We start from the raw sequence: 21,899 nt of genomic DNA, 5'->3' as shown, positions 1-21,899 counted from the left end.
GGAGCAGTCCCGTCCCACATTAGAGCTGTGAGTTGGATCACACAATAGATCGCGGTAATGGGCAGTAATTCACCCGAGTGGCGGCTGACGTTGATCTTGGTTCTTTGATTTATCCACAGCCGCTTGGGGCTGTGGACAACTGCGCCCCTTGGGCGTCGTTTTCCCGGAATTGTCGGTGGGGGCCGATAAAATGGGACGGGGACGGCGCCCCTGGGAGGGCGGGGGCTGTGTGTCTCTGCCCAGGCGACTGCGTGTCTCCGCTCCGCGGCTGAGCGTCTCTTCCCGGCGGCTGTGTGTTTCCGTCCGGCGGCTGTGTGGCTCTGTCCGGCGGCTCAACAAGGCCTCGTGCCCAGCCGGTCCCCGAACCCGTCGTCAAGCGCGGTCATGCTCCCCCTGAGACTCCTCCGCCCGCGACAACCACGTATCCGCCTCCTCCACCGCCCCGCGCGCCTGCAGCATCCGGGCCAAGCTCAACATCCCCTGCACATCCCCGGTCTCTGCCGCCGCGCGGAAGAACCGTTCCGCCTTCGCCAGCTCGTCGCGCGCCTCCGCGAGGTGCCCGAGGTTCGTCAGGGCCGGAATGCTCCCGTGCTCCGCCGCCTTGCGGTACCAGGCCGCGGCTTCGCCCTCGTCGCCGCGGTTGCGGGCCAGGACGCCGAGGTTGGTCATCGCGGCGGCGTCGCCGGCTTCGGCCGCGTCGAGGTACCAGGCTTCGGCCTCGTCGACGTCGCCGCGGCGGTGCAGGAGCAGGCCCAGGCGGACGGTGGCCTCGACGTTGCCGGAGGTCGCGCCCTGGCGGTACCAGGATTCGGCGTCCTGGACCTTGCCGAAGCGTTCGGACTGGCGGCCGAGCAGGCATGTCGCCGAGAGGTCGCCGTCGGCGAGGGCCTCGCGCCACCAGCGCGTGGCCTCGCTGTAGCGGCCGCGTTCGCGCATGACGATGCCGACGTCGATCATCGCGGACGTGTTGCCCGCGCTCGCGGCGCGGCGGCACCAGTCCTCGGCCTCGTCGTAGCGGCCGCGTTCGGCGAGCAGGTGCCCAAGCGCGCCCATCGCCTCGACGTCACCGGTCACGGCGGCCTCGTGGAACCAGTACTCGGCGTCCTCGACGCGGCCGCGCCGTTCGTACGCGCGCCCGAGCCCCAGCATCCCGCGCGGCTCGCCGGCGTGGGCGGCCTCGTGGTACCAGCGTTCGGCCTCGTCGAGCACGCCGCGCTCGGCCAGGAGGTTCGCCAACGCGGTCATCGCGATGCGGTCGCCGCCGGCCGCGGCGCGGCGGAACCACGTCTCGGCCTCCGCTGCTTCGCCCCGTTCTCGCAGCGCCGCTCCGAGGCGTGTCATCGCGACGACGTTGCCGCCTTCCGCGGCCTTGCGCTGCAGGTAGTCGTCGACGCGCGAGTTCCACTTCCGCAGCCGCCCGCTCATCGGCCACGCTCCCTTCCGCCTGTCCTCACCTCGGTAGTCGCTCGGCGCGCCGCGGACGTGACACCGTGGTCCCGGACACGGTTCGCGCGCAGCTGAGAGTGTCGGCGCGGTCACGGGCCTCGCGCCGGGCATACTGCCGCCTCCCGAACCCGTCGAGAGGATCACGCGCGCATGGCCCGGACGTTTCCCACCCAGCGGATTCTGCTGGTCGTCGTGGTTCTCGTGGTGGCTGTCGCCGGGATCTGGTACGCCGGACGGCAAAGCGGCGCCGAGTCCACGGGTGCCGCGCCCGCCGACGTCACGCAGCAGCTGGCGGAGCTGAAAATCGCGCCGCGCGCGTCGATGTCCGGCTACTCCCGTGACAAATTCCCGCACTGGGACAACCAGGGGCACAACTGCAACACGCGCGAGCTCGTGCTCAAGCGCGACGGCAAGGACGTGAAGGCCGGCACCGACTGCAACCCGACGTCCGGCACCTGGTTCAGCGTCTACGACGCCGAGACCTGGACCAAACCCGGCGACGTCGACATCGACCACATGGTGCCCCTCGGCCAGGCCTGGGCCAGCGGCGCGCGCGACTGGCCCCAGGACAAACGCGAACAGTTCGCCAACGACCTCACGCGCCCCCAGCTGTTCGCCGTGACGGACAACCTCAACCAGCAGAAGAGTGACAAGGCACCCGACGAGTGGAAGCCCCCGCTGGTGTCGTTCTGGTGCACCTACGCCACGGACTGGGTGACCGTGAAGCACTTCTACGGCCTCACCATCACGACGGGGGAGAAGGCGGCGCTGCAGGACATGCTGCGCCGCTGCCCGGCGGCGAGCTGATCTCCGCCACGGGACCCCTCCGCGCCGTCGACGAGGTGCGTCGAGCTGGCGCCTGACGACGCCGACGGGCGCAACAGGCTCGCTATGGTCCTCGGCTGACCCGGCCGAGCCGGAGAGAGCGAAGTCCACCTCCCGCACGCCGCGTACTTTGGCTTCCGGACGGATTCGGACCCGTAGCCGACGTCGCGCGGGCCGGAATTGTCAGACCCCTCGGTTACTGTCCCCGGCATGGCGACCTTCCTCCTCATCCACGGCGGTGGTGGCAGCGGCTGGGACTGGCACCTCGTCGTCGACGAGCTGCGGTGGCGCGGCCACGAAGCCGTCGCCCCGGACCTGCCGATCGGGGACCCCGAGGCGAAGCTGGCGGACTTCGCGGCCACGGCCACCGCGGCGGTCGAGGGGAAGCCGGACATCGTCGTGGTCGGGCATTCCTACGGCGGATTCACCGCTCCCTTGGCCGCGGCGAGGCTGGAAAACGCGCGGTTGCTCGTCTTCCTCGCCGGCATGGTTCCTGCGCCCGGGGAGGCGCCGGGGCAGTGGTGGGGCAACGTCGGGTTCGAAGGCCCTGACTCGGGCCTCACCGAGACGGAGACCTACCTCGGCGACGTTCCACCCGAGCTGGCGGCCGAAGCCTTGACCCGCAGCCGCGACCAGCTCAGCGCGGAGTGGGACGACCCGTGGCCCGACGCGCGGCTGCCCGACATCCCCACGCGCGTGCTTCTCTGCCGCGACGACAAGTTCTTCTCGCCCGAGCTGCAGCGGCGCGTCGCGCGTGAGCGGCTCGGCTTCGAGGCCGACGAGATCGACGGGTCCCACGGCGTCGCGTTGAGCCGTCCGGTTGAGCTGGCCGAGCGGCTCGAGCGGTATTTCGCCACGCTCTGACACCAGGCCGCCGCCAAATGGTCCAGACCTATTGACGGGCTGGCCCGGCGATCCCTAACGTCGGTCTCCCGTGCACGGTTCCTCCACCCCGGTCCCCACTGGAGGTTCCGAAAGTGAAACTCAGAGCCCTCAGCGCCGCCGTGCTCGCGCTCGGCGCGCTCGTCACCGTCCCCGTCGCGACGGCCAGCGCCGCGACTTTGCCCGCGTGCCAGCACTTCTACACCGGCCCGATCCCCGACCGACCCGTCTCCGGCGGCCACGGCCCGGGCTCCCTCGTCGGCGCGGTCAACGTGAGCAACCGCCTGCCCGCGCCCACCGGCGTCTCCGGCGGCCTCGGCGGCGACGGCAAGGTCACCTTCACGTTCTCCCGCGTGCCGGGCGCCAAGGCGTACCGCGCGTTCCGCAACGGCCAGGCCCTGCAGTGGATCAGCGACTGGGGCCAGCCGACGCTCCAGGTCACCGACGCGAGCCCCTGCCAGAACGCCAACTACCAGCTCTACGCCATGACCGCCGAGGACAACTCGCCCGGCTCGCTCGGCCAGATCTCCACCGCGTACCGCGTGGGCTCGTCAGGTCAGCTGGCCCCCTACGCCCTCGCCAAGGGCACCACGCTCAACTACCGCGTCACCGCCTACAACGACGTCGCCCAAACCGCCCTCGGCTACCAGGCCGGCCCGGGCTTCTGCGCCGTCGACGCCCGCAACATCCCTTGGGGCACCAGGATTTCCGTCCCTGGCTACGGCCACTGCTACGCGGCCGACATCGGCAGCTGGATCAAGGACGACATCCTCGACGTCTGGCTGCCCGGCAACCAGGCCAACGACTGGGGAGTGCAACGGCTGACGCTCACTGTCGAATAAGGCCGGTCAAGTAGAGCGGTGAAGGGCACCTTCAGGGACAGGTTCCCTCAAGGTGCCCTTCACGGACCTTCAGCCGACCGGCAATACTGAGAAGCGTTGTCGCGCAAGGCTTTTGAAGCGACAATCCCGCCCCACGGCGGATCGTTACCAGGCGCAGCCGAACCCCGTCACCACTTGTCGTGCACCAACGGCCGGATCAGCTCGTCATACGTGGCCCGCACCCCGGCCGCCGCTTCTTCCGGCAGCGGGGCCAGCCCGGCCGCAACCGTGTTCCCCCGCGCCTGCTCCGCGTTGCGCGCACCCGGGATCACCACGGAAACCCCCAGCTGATCCAGAATCCAGCGCAGCGCGAACTGCGCCAGCGTCTGCCCCTCCGGCACCAGCCCGCGCAGGCGCTCCACGGCCTCCAGCCCGACCTCGAACGGCACCCCCGAGAAGGTCTCGCCGACGTCGAACGCCTCACCGTGGCGGTTGAAGTTGCGGTGGTCGTCGGCCCCGAACGTCGTCGCGGCCGTGTAGCGCCCGGACAGCAGACCCGACGCCAGCGGCACCCGCGCGATGATCCCGGCGCCCGTCTCCACCGCCGTCGGCAGCACGCGCTCCAGCGGCTTGAGCCGCAGGCCGTTCAGGATGATCTGAACCGAAGCGACATTCGGCCGCGAAAGCGCCGTCAACGCCTCGTCGCACGTCTCGACGCTGACGCCGTAAGCCTTGATCCGGCCCTCGTCGACCATCCGGTCCAACGCGTCATACACGGCGTCCGACGAGTACACGGCGGTCGGCGGGCAGTGGAGCTGGACGAGATCCAGCGTGTCCATCCCGAGGTTCCGGCGGGACCGGTCGTTCCACTCGCGGAAGTTCTTCTCGACGTAGTTCTCCGGCACCTGCTCGGCGCGGCGGCCCATCTTCGTGGCCACGAACACGCCGTCACCACGCTCCTGGCGGAAGCGGCCGACCAGCGTCTCGCTGCGGCCGTCGCCGTAGACGTCGGCGGTGTCGAAGAACGTGACGCCCTCGTCGGCCGCCGCGTGCAGCACGCCCATGGCCTCGGTTTCGTCGACGGTGCCCCAGTCGGCGCCGAGCTGCCAGCACCCGAGGCCGACGGCGGACACCTCACGCCCCAGCCGGGTGATCTTGCGAGTCTCCATACAAGCGATCCTAAGCGGACCCTGATCAACCGCGGGCACTCACGCGACCGGTCCCACCGCGAACGCTGCCCAGACGTACTTCCCGCCCACGCACGGCTCGTAGCCCCACTCCTGCGACAGCACGTGGACCAGCTGCAGCCCCCGGCTGCGCGCCGCCTCCGGGGAGGGCTCCTTGAGGCGCGGCACCTCCTGGCCGGCGTCGAAAACGCAGACCACCAGCCGTCCCTCCGACAGCCGCAGCTCCAGCCGATCCGGCCGCTCACCGTGCTCGAACGCGTTGGTCACCAGCTCGGACGTCGCCAGCAGAATGTCGTCCCGCCATTCGCAGCCCACCGCCAGCTCATCGAGCTTGGCGCGGACCGCGTGGCGGGCGATCGTGGGCGCGGTGACGTCGTCCGGGAGCGCCAGGCGCACGGTGGCGGGTGTCGTGGTGCCTCGCGTCGGCATCTTCGACGTCGTCATGGCTTCCACACCTCCCGACCTGTCCGTTACTCGCACCGGCTTACTACCCAAGCGGGGGGACCCCGAATCAGGTGCCCTCGGTGATGTCCGTCTCGACCAGTCCCGCGCGCAGTTTCTTCAGCGTCGACGCGAGCAGGCGCGACACCTGCATCTGCGAAACGCCCACGCGGCGGGCGATGTCCGACTGGCTCATCCCCGACCCGAACCGCAGCGCGACGATCTTGCGCTCCCGCTCCGGCAGGCTCTCCAACATGGGCCGCAGCGCCTCGCGCAGCTCCGCCTGGCTGAGGTTCGCGTCGGGCGCGCCGAAGCGCGTGTGCGCGGAGTTCTCCAGCAGGTTGTCCAGCGAAGCGCCGTAGCGGCCCTGGCCGGCGCGCAGGCCTTCGTAGACGTCCTCCATCGGCACGCCGAGGTGCTGCGCGATCTCACTCGGGCGCGGCGCGCGCGAGAGCCGCACGGTGAGCTCCTCGCGCGTGGCGGAGATGGACGCGTTGAGCTCCTTCAGCCGCCGCGGCACCCGCACCGACCAGCTGTTGTCCCGGAAGTGGTGACGCAGTTCACCCGAAATGGTGGGGACGGCGAACGCCAGGAAGTCGGTGCCCTGCGTCGGGTCGTAGCGGTCGACGGCGTGGATCAGGCCGACCGTCGCGATCTGCACCAGGTCGTCCATGGCCTCGTCGCGGTTGCGGAACTTCCGCGCGAGGTTGCGGGCGAGCTCCAAGTGCTCGCGCACCAGTCTGTCCCTGATCTCCTCGCGGCGCGGGGAGCCTTCGGGCAGCTGGGCCAACTCGTCGAACAGCGACGCCACATCGGTCTCGTCGCCTTCGGCGGGGGTGGTCACGGGCGCGCCACCTCACTCTCCCGGACGAGCTGAACCCGGGAGAGGTACCGGCCGTCGGCCGGGGTCACCGTGCGTCGCGCCGACGTGGCCAGCGCCGTGAGCAGCTGCCAGGACAGACCGGTGTCGTCACCGTGGTCCGGGGTGTCGGCGACCACCGACACAGTGACCTCGATGCGCCCCTCGATCCAGGAGAAGACGCAGGTCAGCTTGCCGTCGGCCGCGGACGGCAGGAGCATCGAGCAAGCCTCGTCCACCGCCATCCGCAGGTCTTCCACCGCGTCGAGGTCGAAGTCCTGGCGCATCGCGATGTCCGCGACGATCGTGCGCAGCGTGGGCACCACGTGCGGGATGGCCGCCGTCCGCACCTCGATGAGCTGGGCGTCCTCCCGATCGAGCGGGGCGTTGTCCTCCACGTGCGGTCCTCTCTCCGGCTCACTCGGCCGTGTGCTGTGCTGCCCGGTCTGCTCATGCCCGGGGTGTGAGCAAACCAAACCCGGGTTTGATTCGCGCGACCGGCGGGCATGTAGCGGTCGAAGTGCTGATCCCGGGAAAGGTGGGGACGAGATGGCTGACGTGAGCCGGCTGCCCAACGTGGTCGCCGAGGAGTGGGAGTGGCAGCTGCAAGGTTCCTGCCGTGGCGCGGACAGCAGTCTGTTCTTCCACACCGACAACGAGCGTGGGTCCGCACGCGAGCGTCGTGAGTCGCGCGCGAAGGCGATCTGCCAGACCTGCCCCGTGCTGGCGCAGTGCCGTAAGCACGCTCTGACCGTACAGGAGCCGTACGGCATCTGGGGCGGCCTCGGCGAGATCGAGCGCCGTGAGCTGTTCATGCGTGAACGCCGCGCCGCCAAGCGCGACCCGCTGTCCGCCTGACCCAGCCCCGAACCTGCCCCGCGTGCCCCGCCGGCACGCGGGTCGCTGTGCGCGCGGCCGTTCGTCGGAATGACCATGCCGCCGTCCGGCTCTTGCCCGCCCGTGCCGTTGTCCGGGACAGTGGCGGCCGACGCGGCGGCAGTCACCCACTGGGTTAGGGTTGGACTTTCCAGATGCCTGGAACCGTGAACGGTTGCCGCTTGAGATACAGGCGCGTACCGGCGCAGCAGCAGCAGCGCCTGACGAGGAGAAACTGCATGCCCGCAGCCGACCAGAACGCCACCCCTCCCGGGTTCGGCATCACGCTGGACACCGAGGCCGCCGAGCCGCGGGTGGTGGTCAACGGTGAGCTCGACCTGCTCACCAGCCCGCAGCTGCAGGAAGCCCTTGCCGGGTTGATCGCGGACAAGAGCTCGCAGCGCGTGGTGGCCGACCTGACCGGGGTGACCTTCTTCGACTCCTCGGCGTTGAACGTGGTCCTGCACGCCCAGCGGCAGGCCCGTGAGCAGGACGTCGAGCTCGCGGTGGTCCCCAGCTCGGCTGTGAGCCGCGTCATCGAGCTCACGGGAGTGGCCGAACACCTGAGCGTGTCGGAGGAACCGCCCGCCTGATCCCCGATACGGTCGCGCGGACCTGAATTCCGCTCGCGACCTGGGGGAGATCCACGATGATGGGGCGCACCCACGCCATGACCGGCTGGTGCGCGGGCCTCGCCCTCGCGCCCGCGGTCGGCGCCGGTTCGTTGCACCAGGCGGCGGTCTTCGCCGCCACCACGGCCGGCTTTGCGTTGCTCCCCGACCTCGACCACCCCGGCGCCAGCGCGTCCCGTCTCCTCGGCTGGCTGACGGGCGGGTTGTCGTGGCTCCTGCGCCGCGTTTCGTCGGCCGTGTACGCCCTGACGAAGGGTCCCCGCGACGAGAAGGTGACTGGCAAGCACCGCCACCTGTCGCACACCGTGCTCTTCGCCGCGGGCCTCGGCTTGGCAACGTCGGCGGGCACCGCGGCCGGCGGCCCGTGGGCGGTGTTCGGCGTCGTGGTCTTCGGGCTGTTGCTCGCCGAGGGCGCCTTGGGCGACTGGCTCTTGCCGATCAGCGTCGGCGCCATCCTGTGGTGGTACTTCACCGCGCCGCCCGACCATGCCGCGCAGCTGCAGCAGATCTCGGGCTGGCTCGGGATCGCCGTGGCGGCCGGGTGTTTCGTGCACTGCCTCGGCGACTCGCTGACAGAGTCCGGCTGTCCGTTCCTCTTCCCCCTGCCCATCGCGGGCGAGACCTGGTACGAAATCCGGCCACCGAAGGTTTTCCGGCTGCGGACGGGCAAGAAGGTGGAGACGCGGTTGGTGTTCCCCATTTTCGTCGTTGTGGGAGTGCTTCTGGTGCCCGGCGTGTGGGGCTGGACGACCTCGACGGCCGAACGGCTTTTCAGCCCACCGGCGGCGCAGACTGCGACGCAGTGATCCGCTTCGCCGCCGCGGCGGTGTCGGCGTAGTCGCGGGTGTGGGCGATCTTGCCGTCGCGGATGGTCAGCACCATGACGTACGACGAGACGAACCCTTCGCCACCGAACTCGCCGTGGAGGTCGAACTCCGTGACAAGCACGGCCGGGTCGGTGGTTTCGTGCACGACGACGTTGTCCGCCTTGGTCATCCGGCGCACTGCGCCCGCGGCGCGGAACCGGCGGCGCAGCTCTTCGCGCCCGTGCGTCAGGCGCGGCACTCCGGCCGGCGTGAAGGGCATTTCCAGCACGACGTCCTCGGCGTAGAGGTCGGCGAGGTCGTCCCAGCGGTTCTCCACGGACGCGTCCAGGAATCGCTGGAACACTGTCGCAGCGCCGGTCATGGTGTGCGCCGCCGCGGTGTTGGGGAAGTCGCGGTACGCCAGGATCTCTCCATTGTGGACGGTCACCAGCCCGACCGACGACGGAAACCCGTAGCTCTCACCGGTATGCGGATTGCGGCCCTCGACGGTGAGCTCTGCGACGAACCCGTCGGCCAGTTCGCGGATGCCGACCCGCACGGAGTCCAGCCCGAGCGCACGGGCTCGGACGGCGCCGTCGCCGAGCGTCGCCAGGATCGCTTCCCGGCCTTCGACGCGGTGGCCGTGAAAGGGGAGCTCGTACACGGCTTCGGCGGCGAAGACGTCGGCGAGCGGCCCAGGGTCGAGCGTCTGCATGCTGCGGACGAAGAGCTGCGAGATTTCGGACACGGTTCGGCTCATCAGGACTTCTCCGAGGAAGAATAGGGTTGAATCGGAACGGTGCACCCGGTTCCCACGATACGGAGTGAGCGCTCCGGTTGTCAACGAGATCGAGGAGGACGCCCGTGGACAAGCCACTGTTGCGCGCCGACGCGCGCCGCAACCGGGCGCGGGTGCTGGCTGCCGCCGAGGAGGCCTTCGCGGCCGACGGGCTGGCCGTGCCTCTCGACGACATCGCGCGGCTAGCGGGCGTCGGCGCGGGCACTGTTTATCGGCATTTCCCCAGCAAGGAGGCGCTTTTCCAGGCCGTGGTGCTGGAACGCCTGGAGCAGTTCGCCTTGGAGGCCCGCGAACTCGCCGACGCCGAAGACCCGGGCGCGGCGTTCTACGACTACTTCGCGCGCGTGATCAAGCAGGCCTCCCTCAACCGCGCGATCTGCGAAGCACTGGGCGCCACCACAGGCTCCGCGTACAAGGCGGAGATCGGCACCGAGTTCCGCACGAACCTCGCCGCCCTGCTCGAACGCGCGCAGGCCGCGGGAGCGGTTCGCACCGACCTCGATGGGGATGACCTCCGTGCGCTGATCGTCGGGGCTTTGGCGGTGGAGCGGTATTCGCCGGGTAGCCATCATCTGGTTCGTGTCCTGCTTGACGGTCTGCGCGCGGTTGGTTCGGCAGGGTCCTGAGTCTCCGCAGCGGTGAAGTCTGGCCGGATCGCGCCGGTGAGGATCAGTGGCGCAATCGCGACCGGCGGGAGTCCGAGGTCATGACTGAGGAGTCATGGGCATCGAGTGGAACAGCCTCGCGACCATGCCGAGCAGCTCGGACGATCTCGTTGCCTTTTACAGCTTTTGGCGATTTCGGATCGTGGAGTGACGAGAGTGCGCGCCTTGGTTGCGCCGCGCGGATCAGGAGGCAGGCGCCGGCCGCGGGCCCTTTGAGTCGCAGGGTCTTCCACCGCATTCCTGCTTGGCGGCATTCCGGCAGGTGAACCCGGGCCACGCCCCGGCTGGGGGTTCACCTGGATCCCCGCCCGACCAGGGCGGGCGGGGCCCGGGCCCTCGCGACTCTGGCCAGGCGAGATCCGCCCGCGGCCTCTCTGGTCAGGCGGAACCGGACCCCGGCCATCGTTTCCTTAGTTACCCAACGCCTGTGGTCGCTGCGCCGCGTCCAACCTCGACCCCTGCGCCCTCGACTCTCTGTGACCTTTTCCCCGTAACCCGCCGAGGTTCCCCTCGCGATCGCCCGAGTTATCCACAGTGACCCCGAGTTGTGGACAACTCGGCCCTCTGCGCAGCTTTTCAACGGTCCTGTCAGCACCGGCCGGTAGAATGGAGATGGGACGCCCCCCTTGGGAGGGCGGGGGTTTTGCCTGGTGAGCGCCTCGCAAAAGGCATTTGGCGAGCGTCGAGCGGGGCGCTGCGGCGGCGGTGAAGAGCCGCGGTGCCGGTGCGAGTGCCGTCAGAGCGGCAGGGTCGCGAGGGGCAGCGCCGGTGGCGAGACGAAATCGGTAAAACCCGGTGGTACTGAACAACGTTTGCTCCTGGCCAGGCCAGCCGGGACACCTCTCCGAGCACCTCGAATCTGAGGCTCGATGCCACCTGATCACAAACTTGAGTTAAACCAGCTCAACTTGCACAGTCTGTAACGGCGCATAAGATCAACGCGACTACTCCTCGTACCCGCGCGTCGGCTCGGCGAGGGAGGTGCCGGTTTGTCCAACACGGCTCCGACCTGGGGTTCTGTCGTCGTAACCGGGCTGGCGGGCTTTGCCGTCGGTCTGCTTGTGGCGGCACTCCTCGTGGCCGGGAACTCACCGACCCGTCCGGCCGATTCGTCCGTTCCGTCGTCGCCGCCACCCGCGCAACCGGTCACGGTGACGGTGACGGGCCAGCCGCCACCCCCGGTGACGGTCACGCAGCCGCAGTCGCAGTCGATGTCGGAACCTCCGCCGCCGCCGAGCACGACGACGTCGACGGTCTCCGTAACCCGCGAGCCGCCGGCGCCGGTGACGGGGTCGGGGTCGCCGACGTCGTTGGGGCCGACGTCGGCCATCGCGCCGAACGTCGCGTCGCCGCAGTGGTGGATGCAACCAGCCGGCCGGTACCGCACGTCTGGCTGACGTGCGAAGACACCTAGCCGCCGCCGTTCTCCTGCTCGGCCTCACCGCCTGCAGCCCACCACCGCCGACGTGCCCCGCGGTCGCGGCGCCCGCAGGGTTGGCCATCGACGTGCCGGCAGGGCAGTTCAGCCGAGCCGAAGTGACCGCGTGCTGGGCCACCCAGTGCACCCATCGCCAGGTGGAGCTCCGACAAACAACCACCCCCGGCCCCACCACCTGCACCCCGACCGCCTGCGCAGCATCGGCCGTGCCGACCGGCGGGCGGTACGGGTTCGTCGAGATCCCCGGACTGCCCGCCGCGCCCGTTGACGTCAAGGTCGTGTTCGACGGCGGCGAACCCCGGCGAACGACCGTCCACCCCCAGGCGCCCCGAGCGAGCCAGTGCGGCGAACCGGGAGTCCAAGCCCGCCTGGTCGTGGGGCCCGACGGGACCGTTCGCTAACCCACGTCCCGCCGGCGCCAGCCGAAGAGCCCAGCCATCAGGCACACCACCGCGACCACCAGCAGCCACACGATCGGCGTCGCCGTGAATGCGGCGCCCGGGAGCTTCGGCGGGTGCTGGAACGGCGAAACGTCCAGCACCGCCTGCGGCGCGTTCACCACCGGCCCGAACAGGCTGATCAGCAGCCCCAGCGCGCCCGCGGCCCAGGCAAGCCCGGTGAATCGCGGCAGCAGCCCGAAAAGTAGCGTGCACACCGAAACGATCACCCACGTCGCCGGTACCTGCACCAGCACGGCCGTCAGCATGTCGGCCACGGAACCGCCGACATCGCCGGATCGCAGGCCGTGCGAAATGCCGAGCAGCACCCCGCCGACGAGCACCAGCAGCGCCGTCCCGGCGTAGGCGAACACGAGGTGGCTCGCGGCCAGCCGGAGGCGGCCGACGCGGGTGGCGAGGAGCGGTTCGAAACGCATGCCCGTTTCCTCGGTGCGCATCCGCAGCGTCGCCTGCACGCCGTACAGCGCGCTGAGCATGGCGAACAGGCTCACCATCGTCGCGAGGAACGCGTCGACGATCGCGTCGGAACCGCCGAGGCGCTCGAAGATCTGGCGCGTCTGCTCGGTGTCGCCGACGAGGCCGGAGATGCCGCTCGCGATGGAGCCGAACAGCGCGCCGCCGACGGCGAAGCCGATGACCCAGCCCAGCAGGGGGCCGCGTTGCAGTCGCCACGCCAGCGCGAACGGCGTGCGCAGTGAAGGCGCACCACCCGCGGGCCCCGGACGGGGCGGCACCAAGCCGGTGCCGACGTCGCGTCGCGGCAGGAGGGCGTAGCCGGCGGCGCCGAGCACCAGTGTCGCCGCGACGGGCAGCAGCAGCACCCACCAGCGTTCGCCCGCGAAGGGGCGCACCTGCTGCGACCAGCCGATCGGCGAGAGCCACGAGAGCCAGTGGGCGTCGGACGTCGAGTCGCCCGCGCCGCGCAGCAGGAAGGCGATGCCGATCACGGCGGTGCCGATGCCGTTGGCCGTACGCGAGTACTCGGCGAGCTGCACGGCCACCGCCGCGACGCCCGTGAACACCAGGCCCGCCAGCGCCGTGCCCGCGCCGAAGGCGAGCGCGCCGTCGGCCGGCAGCTTCGCGCTGATCATGGTGCCGACCTGGATCACGCCGATCAGCACGCTCGCCGCGCCGGACACGAGGACGGCCGCCGTCAGTGCCGCGTAGCGACCGACCACAGTGGACGCCAGCAGCTCCGCACGGCCCGAGTCCTCCTCGGCGCGAGTGTGGCGCGTGACCGTGAAGACGGCCATCAGCCCGATGAGCAGCGCGAGGAACCCGCCCATGCGCCACGCGATGAAACCGCCCGCCGTCGTGAGGTCGAAGGCCGGGCCGTAGAGGAGGGAGAACGACGGGTTGGCCAGGGCGCCCGCGGTGAGCGCCGCGCGGCTGGCGGCGTCGGGGTAGAACTGGTCGTAGCTCGACACCGTGGCGGCCGGGACGATGCTGAGCAGCACGATCCAGATCGCCACGATCACGCGGTCGCGCCGCAGCGCCAGCCGCGTGAGGTGCCAGGTGCCGACGAGTGCCGTGTTCGTGGCCGGCGCCCTCGTGAGGGTCGCGGTCATTTCCCGGCCCCTTCGGTGTAGTGGCGCAGGAAGAGCTCCTCCAGCGTCGGCGGCTGGCTCACCAGGCTGCGCACGCCGACCTGCGTGAGCTGGCGCAACGCGTCGTCGAGTGACCGCGTCTCGACGTCGAAGCGCACGCGGTTGCCGGTGACCTCGAGGTCGTGGATGTCGGCGAGCTTGGCCAGGCCGTTGGGTGGGCCGGCCAGCTCCGCGGTGATCGAAGTGCGGGTGAGGTGGCGCAGCTCGGCGAGCGTGCCGGACTCGACGGTGCGGCCGTTGCGGATGATGCTCACCTTGTCGCACAACGCTTCCACCTCCGCAAGGATGTGGCTCGACAGCAGCACGGTGCGGCCCTGCGCGCGTTCCTCCTGGATGCACTCCTGGAACACCGACTCCATGAGCGGGTCGAGGCCCGAGGTCGGCTCGTCGAGGATCAGCAGGTCCACAGTGGACGCGAGCGCGGCCACGATGGCGACCTTCTGCCGGTTGCCCTTCGAGTACGTGCGGCCTTTCTTGCGCGGATCGAGGTCGAACCGCTCGATGAGGTCCTTGCGCCGGCGCTGGTCGAGCCCGCCGCGCAGGCGCCCGAGCAGGTCGATCACCTCGCCGCCCGACAGGTTGGGCCAGAGGTTGACGTCGCCGGGCACGTAGGCGAGGCGGTGGTGCAGGCTCGCCGCGTCGCGCCACGGGTCGCCGTCGAGCAGGCTGACCTCGCCGGCGTCGGCGTGCAGCAGCCCGAGCAGAACTCGGACGGTGGTGGATTTCCCGGCGCCGTTCGGGCCGAGAAAACCGTGGACTTCCCCCACGGGAACCTGGAGATCGAGGCCGTCTAGGGCCTTCGCCGCGCCGAACGACTTGTGAAGGCCGGAGATCGAGATGGCGTTTCCCATGTTTCGGAAGCTACACTTGTTTCACGAAGTTGTGAAGTTAAGAAAATGTCTGGATCTAGTGATCATGGCCTGGGGCGTGCGAGAGGATGGACGGATGACGACGCAGCGAGACGAGGACGCCGTCCGCCGGTACGTCGAGAGCCTGGGCCTCGTGCTGTCGCAGATCGGGATGCAGCGCATGGCCGCCCGCGTCTTCGCGGCCCTGATGACGACCGACGAAGGTCAGCTCACGGCCGCCGATCTGGCGTCGCAGCTGTCGGTGAGCCCCGCGGCTGTTTCCGGTGCCGTGCGGTACCTGGAGCAGGTGGGGCTCGTGACGAAGGTCCGCGAGCCGGGGGAGCGCCGTGACCACTACCGGCTCTACGACGACCTTTGGTACGCCACGTTCCTCAAGCGCGACCGGTTCCTGATCATGTGGCGCGACGCGGCCGAGGAAGGCATCGACGCGCTGGGCGCGGACACGCCGGCCGGCAAGCGGCTGGCGGAGATGCAGGATTTCCTGTCGTTCGCGCTGAAAGAGATCACGAACCTCTACGACCGGTGGCACGAGGAGCGGGCGAAGCGGCGGGCCGCGGAAGCCTGACGGTTCACCGGAGCCCGGCGATCACGGTCTTCGCCAGGCGGGCCGCGACGGCGTTGCCGCTGTCGGTGTCTTCGAAGGAGTCCAGGAAGGCCTGCTGGAAGCACGCGCCGAGCAGCAGGCGCGCGGCCGCGTCGAGGTCGGTGTGGGCGGGGATGCGGCCGAGTGCGGCTTCGGCCCGCAGGTACGTCTCCACCAGGACGATCGGCTGGTCGGGGCCGTGTCCGCTGTCGAGTGCGGCGCGGTGGGTGCGCAGCAGGTCGCGCGACGAGAAGATCGAGACCGAAATCGGGAAGCTCGCCCGGTAGAACTCGAGTGCGGTGCCGGCGAGCTCGGTCAGGTTCTGTTCGAGCGACGCGTCCGCGGCGTGGCGCGTGAGGCGCGCGGCCGTGGCGCCCAGCGCCGGCAGTTCCTCGCTCAGCACGGCGAGGAACAACGCCGTCTTGTCGCGGAAGTGCTTGTACAGCAAGGCTTCCGAATAACCCGCGGCCTGCGCGATGGCCTTGGTGGTCGCGTGTGCGTAGCCCTGCTCTCGCATGACCTTGGCGGCTGCGGCGACGAGGTCCTGACGGCTTCCCAACGGTGCTCCCTGAGGACGTTCTCAGCGTGGTGAGTGTTCACTCACCCTACCTGGTGAGTGAACACTCACCCCTGGGGTTCGAGGAGGAGCTGCCATGAAGATCACCGTTCTCGGCGCGAGTGGGCGGATCGGCACGCTGGCCGTGCGGGAGGCGCTGGGCCGGGGCTGGTACGTGACGGCGGTGGTCCGGTCGCCCGAGCGGCTGCACGTCGCGAGCCATCCGCGGCTGGACGTCGCGGTGCACGCGCTGGACGACCCTTCGCTGGCCGAGGCGTTGCAGGGGCGCGACGCGATCGTGCTGGCGCTCGGGGCGCGCGACCGCCGTCCGACCACGGTGAACGCCGACGGCGCGCGGGCCGTGATCGCGGCGGCGGGGGCCACGCGGTTCGTCGCCGTGAGCGCGATCGGCCTGACGACCGAGGGCGACGACCCGTTCACGCGGTTCGTGGTCAAGCCCATCCTGGGTGCGTTGCTGCGCAACGGTTTCGACGATCTGCGCGTGATGGAGTCGGCGATCCGGGCCAGCGACCTGCGGTGGACGATCGTGCGTCCGCCTCGGCTCACCGACGGTCCGGCCACGGGCCGCGTGCGCTTCAGCAAGCACGGCGCGTTGCGTGGCGGCTTCGTCATTTCGCGCGCCGACGTTGCGACGTTCCTGCTCGACGCGGCGGAGGATACGGCGTTGATCGGGGAAACCGTCGGGATCGCGCGCGGTTGAGGGGCAGTTGTCCACAACTCGCTCTGGCTGTGGACAACTCGGCCGGATTGGCCGGGACGGTCGGTGATCGTGTTTAAGGTCGGTGGCATGGCTCTCCTCCGGTTCTTCCTTTTCGCCGCGCTGGCCCCGGTCCTCGCGGTGCAAGCGCTGCGCGTCCGCCGCGGCACCCCACGCCTGCCCGGCGCCGGCGGCCCCGCCGAGGGCGGCACCGGCGACGGTCCGGTGGTCCGGCTCGCCGTGCTCGGGGAGTCCACCGTGGACGGCGTCGGAGTGCCCGCGCACGCCGACGGCCTCACCGGGCAGCTCGCGAACGAGCTCGCGCGCCGAGGTCTGCGGGTGCGCTGGCAGGCGGTCGGCCTGACGGGGGCGACCGCCGCCGTGGTCCGGAGCTCGCTGATCGCGCGGCTGGCGCCGGCTGACGTCGTGGTGGTCGCGCTGGGGGTGAACGACACCCTCGAGCTGCACTCGGCCGCGCGGTTCCGGCGCGACCTGCTCGGGGTGGTCGTCGACGTGCGGCGACGGCTGGGGCCGGTGCCGGTGGTCCTGGCCGGGGTGCCGCCGATGGCGAGCTTCCCGTCGTTGCCACGGCCGCTGCGGGACGCGCTGTCCGCGCGCTCGACGGCGTTGGACACAGCGGCGGCCGAGCTCGCACGGCTGCCGGGCGTCACGTACTCGGCGATGACGCCCGACCTCCTGCACGAGGGCACGTTCGCCGAGGACCGCTTCCACCCGGGGCCGGTCGGGTACCGCGACTGGGCCGCGGTGCTGGCGCCCGACGTGGCCGAGGCGGTGGCCGCCGCCCTACCGGGGGTCACGGTGGTTCCGCATCCGAGGGAGCCGCGCCAGCCCATCTGACCAGCGGAGACGAAAAGTTCCCAGAAATCTTCGCTCTCCGTGTATCTGGGTGCACCCTTGTTGCGTCCTATGGGGCAGCCGAGGGAAAAGGGAGACCCAGATGCCTGCCGAATCCGCCGAAGAGAACACGCCGACCACCGTCCCGCCGGTGACGATCGGCAAGCCGCCCCACGGCGGCGGCACCACGCAGCCCGACGGTGCCCACGAGCCCTACGACGAGCCGACCACCGCGAAGTAGCGAGACGGGCGGCGCCCGGGGGCCGAGGGGGCTGCCGGACGCCGTCTGTCGGGCGGGTTCAGGGGAGGAGCCGTCCGGCCGGGTCCGATGGGGAGCGGACCCGTAGAAGAGGGAGGGGAGCGCCGGCCGGTGCGGGTGCACGCCCGCGCCGGTCGGTGCACGAAGTCGCTTTGGCTGGGACGGGCCACAGGGGGAGCCGGCTCAGCACGAACGCCGACCATGACGACCAGCGCCGGTCCACCGGATCGGGTGACCGACCCGGCCGGAGGACCAGAACGGTCCACGACGAGCCGGTCCGCCACCGCGGACCACGAGGACGGGAACCGGTGCACCACGCCGGCTCACCGAAACCGGGAGACCGAGGACCGGCCCACCAGGCCGGCCCGCGGATAACCGGACCACCGAGAACCCGACCGTGACCCACCGATCCACAGCACCGCGACCCACCGATCCACAGACGACCCACCACACCGGCCCACTACCCGAGTAAGTGACCCGATGTATCCCAACCCTTCCTGCCTGCTCCTTCCCCGAGAAGGCCCCCGAGACAGACCCACGACACCGCCGCCGAACGCAACGCGCCTCGCGAGCGAGGCAGATACGGTGACCGACGTGCAAACCACCGAGGTAGACCCGCCATGGGAAGGCCTGACCGGCGTCGACCTGCACGCTGCCTGCATGGAGGCGGCGCGGGGCGGTGACCGGCGGGCGATGGCGAAACTCGTCGACGAGCTGACGCCGCTCGTCTGGCACGTCGCGCGCGCGAACGGGCTGAACCGCCAGGTCGCCGAGGACGTCGTGCAGACCGTGTGGCTCGCTCTGTTCAGCCAGCTGGAGAAGCTGCGCGATCCGCGCGCGCTGGCCGCCTGGCTGATCACCACCGCGAGACGCGAAGCAGCCCACCCGTACGGGCGCCGCGTCCAGCCGGTGCCGTTGAGCGACGAGGTCGCCGAGAACCTCGAAAGCACCCATCCCGCGCCCGAAGACGAAGCCGTGCGTGCCGACAACGACCGACGGGTCTGGCGCGCCTTCCTCCGGCTGCCCACCCGCTGCCAGGAACTGCTTCGCCTCACTGTTCTCGCCGGCCGCGCCGAATACCAGGCGGTGGCCGACGCGATGCGGATGCCACGCGGCAGCATCGGACCCACCAGGGGTCGTTGCCTCGACACGATGCGCGATCTCCTCGCAAGAGAAGGGGGTGGCCGATGAACGACATCGGCGTGCCGGGAAGTGGCAGCGCTCTGCCTGACGACGAGACGCTGCTTGCCGACCTAGGCCGTTTCCTCGACGAGCTGGACCCGCCGCCGGACGACCTGGTACAGCGGGTCCAGTTCGCGCTCGAACTGGAGAACCTCGACGTCGAGATCGCGCGCTGGGAGCGTGCCGGCGAGCTCGCCGGCGTCCGCAGCACGGCCACGGGCACGATCACGTTCACGGTCAGCGACCTGACGGTGATGATCAACCTCACTCGCATCGGCAAGCTGCACCGGATCGACGGCTGGCTCGCGCCCGCCGGCGAGTACGAGGTGGAGATGCGCGTGGCCGACGAGGGCACGTTCTCCACCGTCGCCGACGAGGGCGGCCGGTTCGTGCTCGAGAACGTGCCGTGCGGGACCACGCAGATCCTGGTGCACCTCGGTGAGGGACCGCGCCGCCGGACCGTCGTGACTCCCACGGTCGTGCTCTAGAACCCGGACGGGCGTTACGGCGTGTCACGTGAGTGTGCTCAGATAGAGCGCGTGTCCGCGCCGTCGTCTCTTTCCGATCGAGTGATCGCGGAGGCGTCCGACTTGTACGCGCGGGGCCGAGCGGCCTCGTTCGACCAGCGGCCCGTGGTCGCTGTGCGCTTGTTCCGGCGCGCACTGAACCGCGTCTCGCGTGGTGAAGCTCCGGCTTCGCTGGAGATCCAGGTCCGGGTTCTCATCAGCCTGGGCGCGGCGGACGCCGAGGTGACGTCGACCGAGGCCGGTCTCGCACGCCTGGCGGCGGCGGAGACGGCGCGGCAACGCCTGCCCGCGGGCGAGACGCGTGCCGAGCTCGGGTTGATCGTCAACCTCCAGCGGGCTGTCGTGGTGATGCGCGCGGGCCGGTTCGCGGAAGCGCTCGTGCTCTACGACACCGTGATGCCGCAGCTCGAAGTCGGTGATCAGCTGCTGTTCTTGCGCACGCTCAACAACCGCGCGCTTGTGCACATGGCGCTGAACCAGCCGGCCGCGGCGCAGGCGGACCTGGTGCGCGCGCTCGAGTTGTCACTCGCGCTCGGCCAGCCGCGGCTCGAGGGCAAGATCCGGCAGAACCTCGGTGATCACGCCCAATTGCTCGGGGACGTCCCGCAAGCGTTGTTCCACTACGAAGAGGCAGCCCGGATCTTCGTCGACTTCTTCGAGGAAGAGTCACCCGGTTCGCTGGCGGTGGTGCGGCTCGACCAGGCCCGGGCGCTGCTCACCGCGGGTCTCGGTGAGGAAGCGGCGCGCCACCTCGACGAGGCGCTGCCCCAGCTGCGCGCGAACGGGTCGGGCCAGCACATCGCCGAGGCCGAAGTCGCCCGCGCCGCCGCCGCGCTGCTGGAAGGCGACTTCGCGCTGGCGCGCAAGTTCGCATCCGATGCGCGGCGCCGGTTCCTGCGCCGCGGCAACACGACGTGGGCCGAGATCGCCGGCCTCGCCCGGTTCCGCGCCGACGCCCACAAGATCCTCAGCACCCGCGACGCCCGGTCGACCGCGCGGCTGCCGGCCGACCTCGTGGCGCTGGCCGAACGCCTGTCTGCGCTGGGGGTGCGGGACGAGGCGGCTGTGGCGCGGTTGCTCGCCGTGCGGCTCCTGTTGCGGCGCGAGGAGTTCGACGAGGCCGCGAAAGTGCTGGCCGGCGTGCCGAAGCCGCGCGAGACGGCGCCGATCGACCACCGGATGCTGTTCCGGCTGTGCCGCGCGGAGCTGGCCGTGGCCACGGGTCGGCCGCGGTCCGCGCTCGCGCAGGCGCGCGCCGGCCTTCGCGAGCTGGGCATGATCCGCGACCGCATGGGCGGGCTCGACCTCGTGTGCGGCACGGCCGTGCACGGCGAAGAGCTGGGCCGGCTCGCGATGCGGCTCGTGCTGCGCCGCGCCCGCAACAACGCCGCAGGTGCGCGCCGCATGTTCGCGTGGCTGGAGCGCACGCGCGCGCAGGTCTACCGCTACGAGCCGCTGCCCGTGATCGAGGATCCCGTGCTGTCGAAGCACATCACGGAGATGCGGCACCTGCAGCGCTCGATCCAGCGCGCCCGGGCCGAGGGCGAGCCTGTGAAGGCGCTGGAGCAGCGATATTCCGCGCTGCAGCACGAAGCGAGCCGGCTCGGCTGGTACACGAGCCCGTGGGGTCGGCCGCGGCCGGTCGCCACGCCGGACGAGGTCGTGGAGCAGCTCGGCGACCGCGTGCTCGTGAGCCTGGTGCCCTACAACGGGCAGCTGTACTCGGTGGTCGTCGACCGCGGGTCGTTCCGGCTGCTGAAGCTCGGGCCGTACGAGGACATCGTGGAGACGGCGAAGCAGCTGCACGCCGACCTCGACGCGCTGGCGCCTGACCACCTGCCGCCGATGCTGGCCGAGACGGTGGCGGCTTCCGCCGTCCGGCGCGCGGGCAAGCTCGACGCGCTGATCTCCGCGTCGCTGGTCAAGACGCTCGACGATCGCGAGCTCGTGATCGTCCCCATCGGACAGCTGTACGCGATGCCGTGGGGTGCGCTGCCGTCGCTGCGTGGCCACGCGGTGTCCATCGCGCCGTCGGCCACCGCGTGGATCACCGCCAAACGTGCCACCGACGCCGGCGCCGTGCTGCTCGCCGGCGGCCCCGGCGTGCCCGGCGCGGTCGGTGAGGTGAGCAAACTCCGCTCGGTCTACCCGGACGCCCGCCTCGTCGACGGCTCCGATGCCACCAGCTCCGCCGTCCTCGCCGCCCTCGATGGCACCCGCCTGGCCCACCTCGTCGCCCACGGTGCCCACGAGCCGGCCAACGCGTTGTTCTCCCGCCTCGAACTCGTCGACGGCCCGCTCTTCGCCCACGAGACCTCACGCCTCGCGAACCCGCCCGAACGCGTCGTCCTCGCGGCCTGCGAACTGGCCATGAGTCACATCCGCCCGGGCGAAGAAGCCCTCGGCTTCGCCGGCACGCTGCTGGCCAGCGGCTCCCGCACGGTCATCGGCGCCGTCGCCCGCGTCGGCGACCGCGCGGCGGCGGACACGATGGCCGACCTGCACCGGCGGCTGGCCGACGGCGCGCCGCCCGCGCTGGCTCTGGCGGAGGCCATCGCCGTGGACCCGCTGCGGCGGCCCTTCGTGTGTCTGGGCGCGGGCTGAAGAA

23 protein-coding genes are annotated in these 21,899 nt (G+C 70.7%); 14 read left to right on the top strand and 9 right to left on the bottom strand.

The window, feature by feature from the left end:
* Positions 1 to 372: 372 nt before the first annotated feature.
* The gene (locus AB0H62_RS04970) at positions 373 to 1,425 is read right to left on the bottom strand and encodes a tetratricopeptide repeat protein (protein WP_220245733.1); all 1,053 of its coding nucleotides are present in this window, start codon (positions 1,423 to 1,425) and stop codon (positions 373 to 375) included.
* A gap of 171 nt (positions 1,426 to 1,596) precedes the next feature.
* On the opposite strand from AB0H62_RS04970, the gene AB0H62_RS04965 reads away from it, so the two are divergent.
* The 3 genes from AB0H62_RS04965 (at position 1,597) to AB0H62_RS04955 (ending at position 3,995) form a co-directional block, all read left to right on the top strand.
* Positions 1,597 to 2,253 (top strand): HNH endonuclease family protein, encoded by a 657-nt coding sequence (locus AB0H62_RS04965; RefSeq protein WP_220245734.1) that lies wholly within the window; start codon positions 1,597 to 1,599, stop codon positions 2,251 to 2,253.
* A gap of 228 nt (positions 2,254 to 2,481) precedes the next feature.
* Positions 2,482 to 3,135, top strand: coding sequence for an alpha/beta hydrolase (locus tag AB0H62_RS04960; RefSeq protein WP_360584176.1), 654 nt, complete (start codon positions 2,482 to 2,484; stop codon positions 3,133 to 3,135).
* 113 nt (positions 3,136 to 3,248) lie between these two features.
* On the top strand, positions 3,249 to 3,995 hold the full coding sequence (locus tag AB0H62_RS04955; protein WP_220245736.1) for a 3D domain-containing protein: 747 nt from the start codon (positions 3,249 to 3,251) through the stop codon (positions 3,993 to 3,995).
* 167 nt (positions 3,996 to 4,162) lie between these two features.
* On the opposite strand, the gene AB0H62_RS04950 is transcribed toward AB0H62_RS04955, so the two are convergent.
* The 4 genes from AB0H62_RS04950 to AB0H62_RS04935 all read right to left on the bottom strand — a co-directional run bounded on the left by AB0H62_RS04950 (position 4,163) and on the right by AB0H62_RS04935 (position 6,859).
* Positions 4,163 to 5,143 carry an aldo/keto reductase gene (locus AB0H62_RS04950; protein WP_360584175.1) on the bottom strand — a complete coding sequence of 327 codons (981 nt, stop codon included), beginning with the start codon at positions 5,141 to 5,143 and terminating at the stop codon, positions 4,163 to 4,165.
* 39 nt (positions 5,144 to 5,182) lie between these two features.
* Positions 5,183 to 5,605 (bottom strand): ATP-binding protein, encoded by a 423-nt coding sequence (locus tag AB0H62_RS04945; RefSeq protein ID WP_220245738.1) that lies wholly within the window; start codon positions 5,603 to 5,605, stop codon positions 5,183 to 5,185.
* A 67-nt stretch (positions 5,606 to 5,672) separates the two neighbouring features.
* The gene (locus tag AB0H62_RS04940) at positions 5,673 to 6,446 is read right to left on the bottom strand and encodes a SigB/SigF/SigG family RNA polymerase sigma factor (RefSeq protein WP_220245739.1); all 774 of its coding nucleotides are present in this window, start codon (positions 6,444 to 6,446) and stop codon (positions 5,673 to 5,675) included.
* Positions 6,443 to 6,859 (bottom strand): anti-sigma factor, encoded by a 417-nt coding sequence (locus AB0H62_RS04935; RefSeq protein WP_220245740.1) that lies wholly within the window; start codon positions 6,857 to 6,859, stop codon positions 6,443 to 6,445. Before AB0H62_RS04935 ends, AB0H62_RS04940 begins: the two co-directional genes overlap by 4 nt.
* A gap of 151 nt (positions 6,860 to 7,010) precedes the next feature.
* Here AB0H62_RS04935 and AB0H62_RS04930 point away from each other — a divergent pair, with 151 nt between their 5' ends.
* From AB0H62_RS04930 to AB0H62_RS04920, 3 genes are all read left to right on the top strand, one after another.
* Positions 7,011 to 7,319, top strand: coding sequence for a WhiB family transcriptional regulator (locus AB0H62_RS04930; protein WP_220245741.1), 309 nt, complete (start codon positions 7,011 to 7,013; stop codon positions 7,317 to 7,319).
* 257 nt (positions 7,320 to 7,576) lie between these two features.
* Positions 7,577 to 7,930, top strand: coding sequence for an STAS domain-containing protein (locus AB0H62_RS04925; RefSeq protein WP_220245742.1), 354 nt, complete (start codon positions 7,577 to 7,579; stop codon positions 7,928 to 7,930).
* Between the two features lie 59 nt (positions 7,931 to 7,989).
* A complete protein-coding gene (locus tag AB0H62_RS04920) occupies positions 7,990 to 8,775 on the top strand; it encodes a metal-dependent hydrolase (RefSeq protein WP_360584670.1) in 786 nt (261 codons plus the stop codon).
* On the opposite strand, the gene AB0H62_RS04915 is transcribed toward AB0H62_RS04920, so the two are convergent.
* The gene (locus AB0H62_RS04915; protein WP_220245743.1) at positions 8,741 to 9,535 is read right to left on the bottom strand and encodes a nuclear transport factor 2 family protein; all 795 of its coding nucleotides are present in this window, start codon (positions 9,533 to 9,535) and stop codon (positions 8,741 to 8,743) included. The two genes, AB0H62_RS04920 and AB0H62_RS04915, sit on opposite strands and share 35 nt — an antisense overlap.
* Before the next feature lie 104 nt (positions 9,536 to 9,639).
* On the opposite strand from AB0H62_RS04915, the gene AB0H62_RS04910 reads away from it, so the two are divergent.
* Positions 9,640 to 10,200 carry a TetR/AcrR family transcriptional regulator gene (locus AB0H62_RS04910; RefSeq protein ID WP_360584171.1) on the top strand — a complete coding sequence of 187 codons (561 nt, stop codon included), beginning with the start codon at positions 9,640 to 9,642 and terminating at the stop codon, positions 10,198 to 10,200.
* A gap of 1,874 nt (positions 10,201 to 12,074) precedes the next feature.
* Here AB0H62_RS04910 and AB0H62_RS04905 read toward each other — a convergent pair.
* On the bottom strand, positions 12,075 to 13,703 hold the full coding sequence (locus AB0H62_RS04905) for an ABC transporter permease (RefSeq protein ID WP_360584169.1): 1,629 nt from the start codon (positions 13,701 to 13,703) through the stop codon (positions 12,075 to 12,077).
* Positions 13,700 to 14,593: an ABC transporter ATP-binding protein gene (locus AB0H62_RS04900; RefSeq protein ID WP_220245746.1), complete on the bottom strand. Its 894-nt coding sequence runs from the start codon at positions 14,591 to 14,593 to the stop codon at positions 13,700 to 13,702. Before AB0H62_RS04900 ends, AB0H62_RS04905 begins: the two co-directional genes overlap by 4 nt.
* Positions 14,594 to 14,687: 94 nt before the next feature.
* Here AB0H62_RS04900 and AB0H62_RS04895 point away from each other — a divergent pair, with 94 nt between their 5' ends.
* Positions 14,688 to 15,176, top strand: coding sequence for a MarR family transcriptional regulator (locus AB0H62_RS04895; RefSeq protein ID WP_354872906.1), 489 nt, complete (start codon positions 14,688 to 14,690; stop codon positions 15,174 to 15,176).
* A gap of 4 nt (positions 15,177 to 15,180) precedes the next feature.
* Here the strand turns inward: AB0H62_RS04895 and AB0H62_RS04890 are convergent, their stop codons facing one another.
* The gene (locus AB0H62_RS04890) at positions 15,181 to 15,753 is read right to left on the bottom strand and encodes a TetR family transcriptional regulator (RefSeq protein ID WP_360584166.1); all 573 of its coding nucleotides are present in this window, start codon (positions 15,751 to 15,753) and stop codon (positions 15,181 to 15,183) included.
* 94 nt (positions 15,754 to 15,847) lie between these two features.
* Here AB0H62_RS04890 and AB0H62_RS04885 point away from each other — a divergent pair, with 94 nt between their 5' ends.
* The 6 genes from AB0H62_RS04885 to AB0H62_RS04860 all read left to right on the top strand — a co-directional run bounded on the left by AB0H62_RS04885 (position 15,848) and on the right by AB0H62_RS04860 (position 21,895).
* Positions 15,848 to 16,471, top strand: a complete 624-nt coding sequence (locus tag AB0H62_RS04885) for an NAD(P)H-binding protein (RefSeq protein WP_220245749.1) — start codon at positions 15,848 to 15,850, stop codon at positions 16,469 to 16,471.
* 87 nt (positions 16,472 to 16,558) lie between these two features.
* Positions 16,559 to 17,326: an SGNH/GDSL hydrolase family protein gene (locus AB0H62_RS04880; RefSeq protein ID WP_220245750.1), complete on the top strand. Its 768-nt coding sequence runs from the start codon at positions 16,559 to 16,561 to the stop codon at positions 17,324 to 17,326.
* Between the two features lie 100 nt (positions 17,327 to 17,426).
* Entirely contained in the window at positions 17,427 to 17,564 is a 138-nt protein-coding gene (locus tag AB0H62_RS04875) for a hypothetical protein (protein ID WP_220245751.1), read from the top strand.
* A 603-nt stretch (positions 17,565 to 18,167) separates the two neighbouring features.
* Entirely contained in the window at positions 18,168 to 18,773 is a 606-nt protein-coding gene (locus AB0H62_RS04870; RefSeq protein WP_360584164.1) for a sigma-70 family RNA polymerase sigma factor, read from the top strand.
* A complete protein-coding gene (locus tag AB0H62_RS04865; RefSeq protein ID WP_220245753.1) occupies positions 18,770 to 19,252 on the top strand; it encodes a carboxypeptidase regulatory-like domain-containing protein in 483 nt (160 codons plus the stop codon). The genes AB0H62_RS04870 and AB0H62_RS04865 overlap by 4 nt, the downstream gene beginning before the upstream one ends.
* Positions 19,253 to 19,396: 144 nt before the next feature.
* Positions 19,397 to 21,895, top strand: a complete 2,499-nt coding sequence (locus tag AB0H62_RS04860) for a CHAT domain-containing protein (RefSeq protein WP_360584162.1) — start codon at positions 19,397 to 19,399, stop codon at positions 21,893 to 21,895.
* The last annotated feature ends 4 nt before the right edge of the window (positions 21,896 to 21,899 follow it).

The sequence above is a fragment of the Amycolatopsis sp. NPDC050768 genome, from assembly GCF_040654155.1.
Classification (GTDB): domain Bacteria; phylum Actinomycetota; class Actinomycetes; order Mycobacteriales; family Pseudonocardiaceae; genus Amycolatopsis.
Note: the sequence above shows the minus strand (reverse complement) of the source record. Positions and strands in the feature narration are given on the sequence as shown.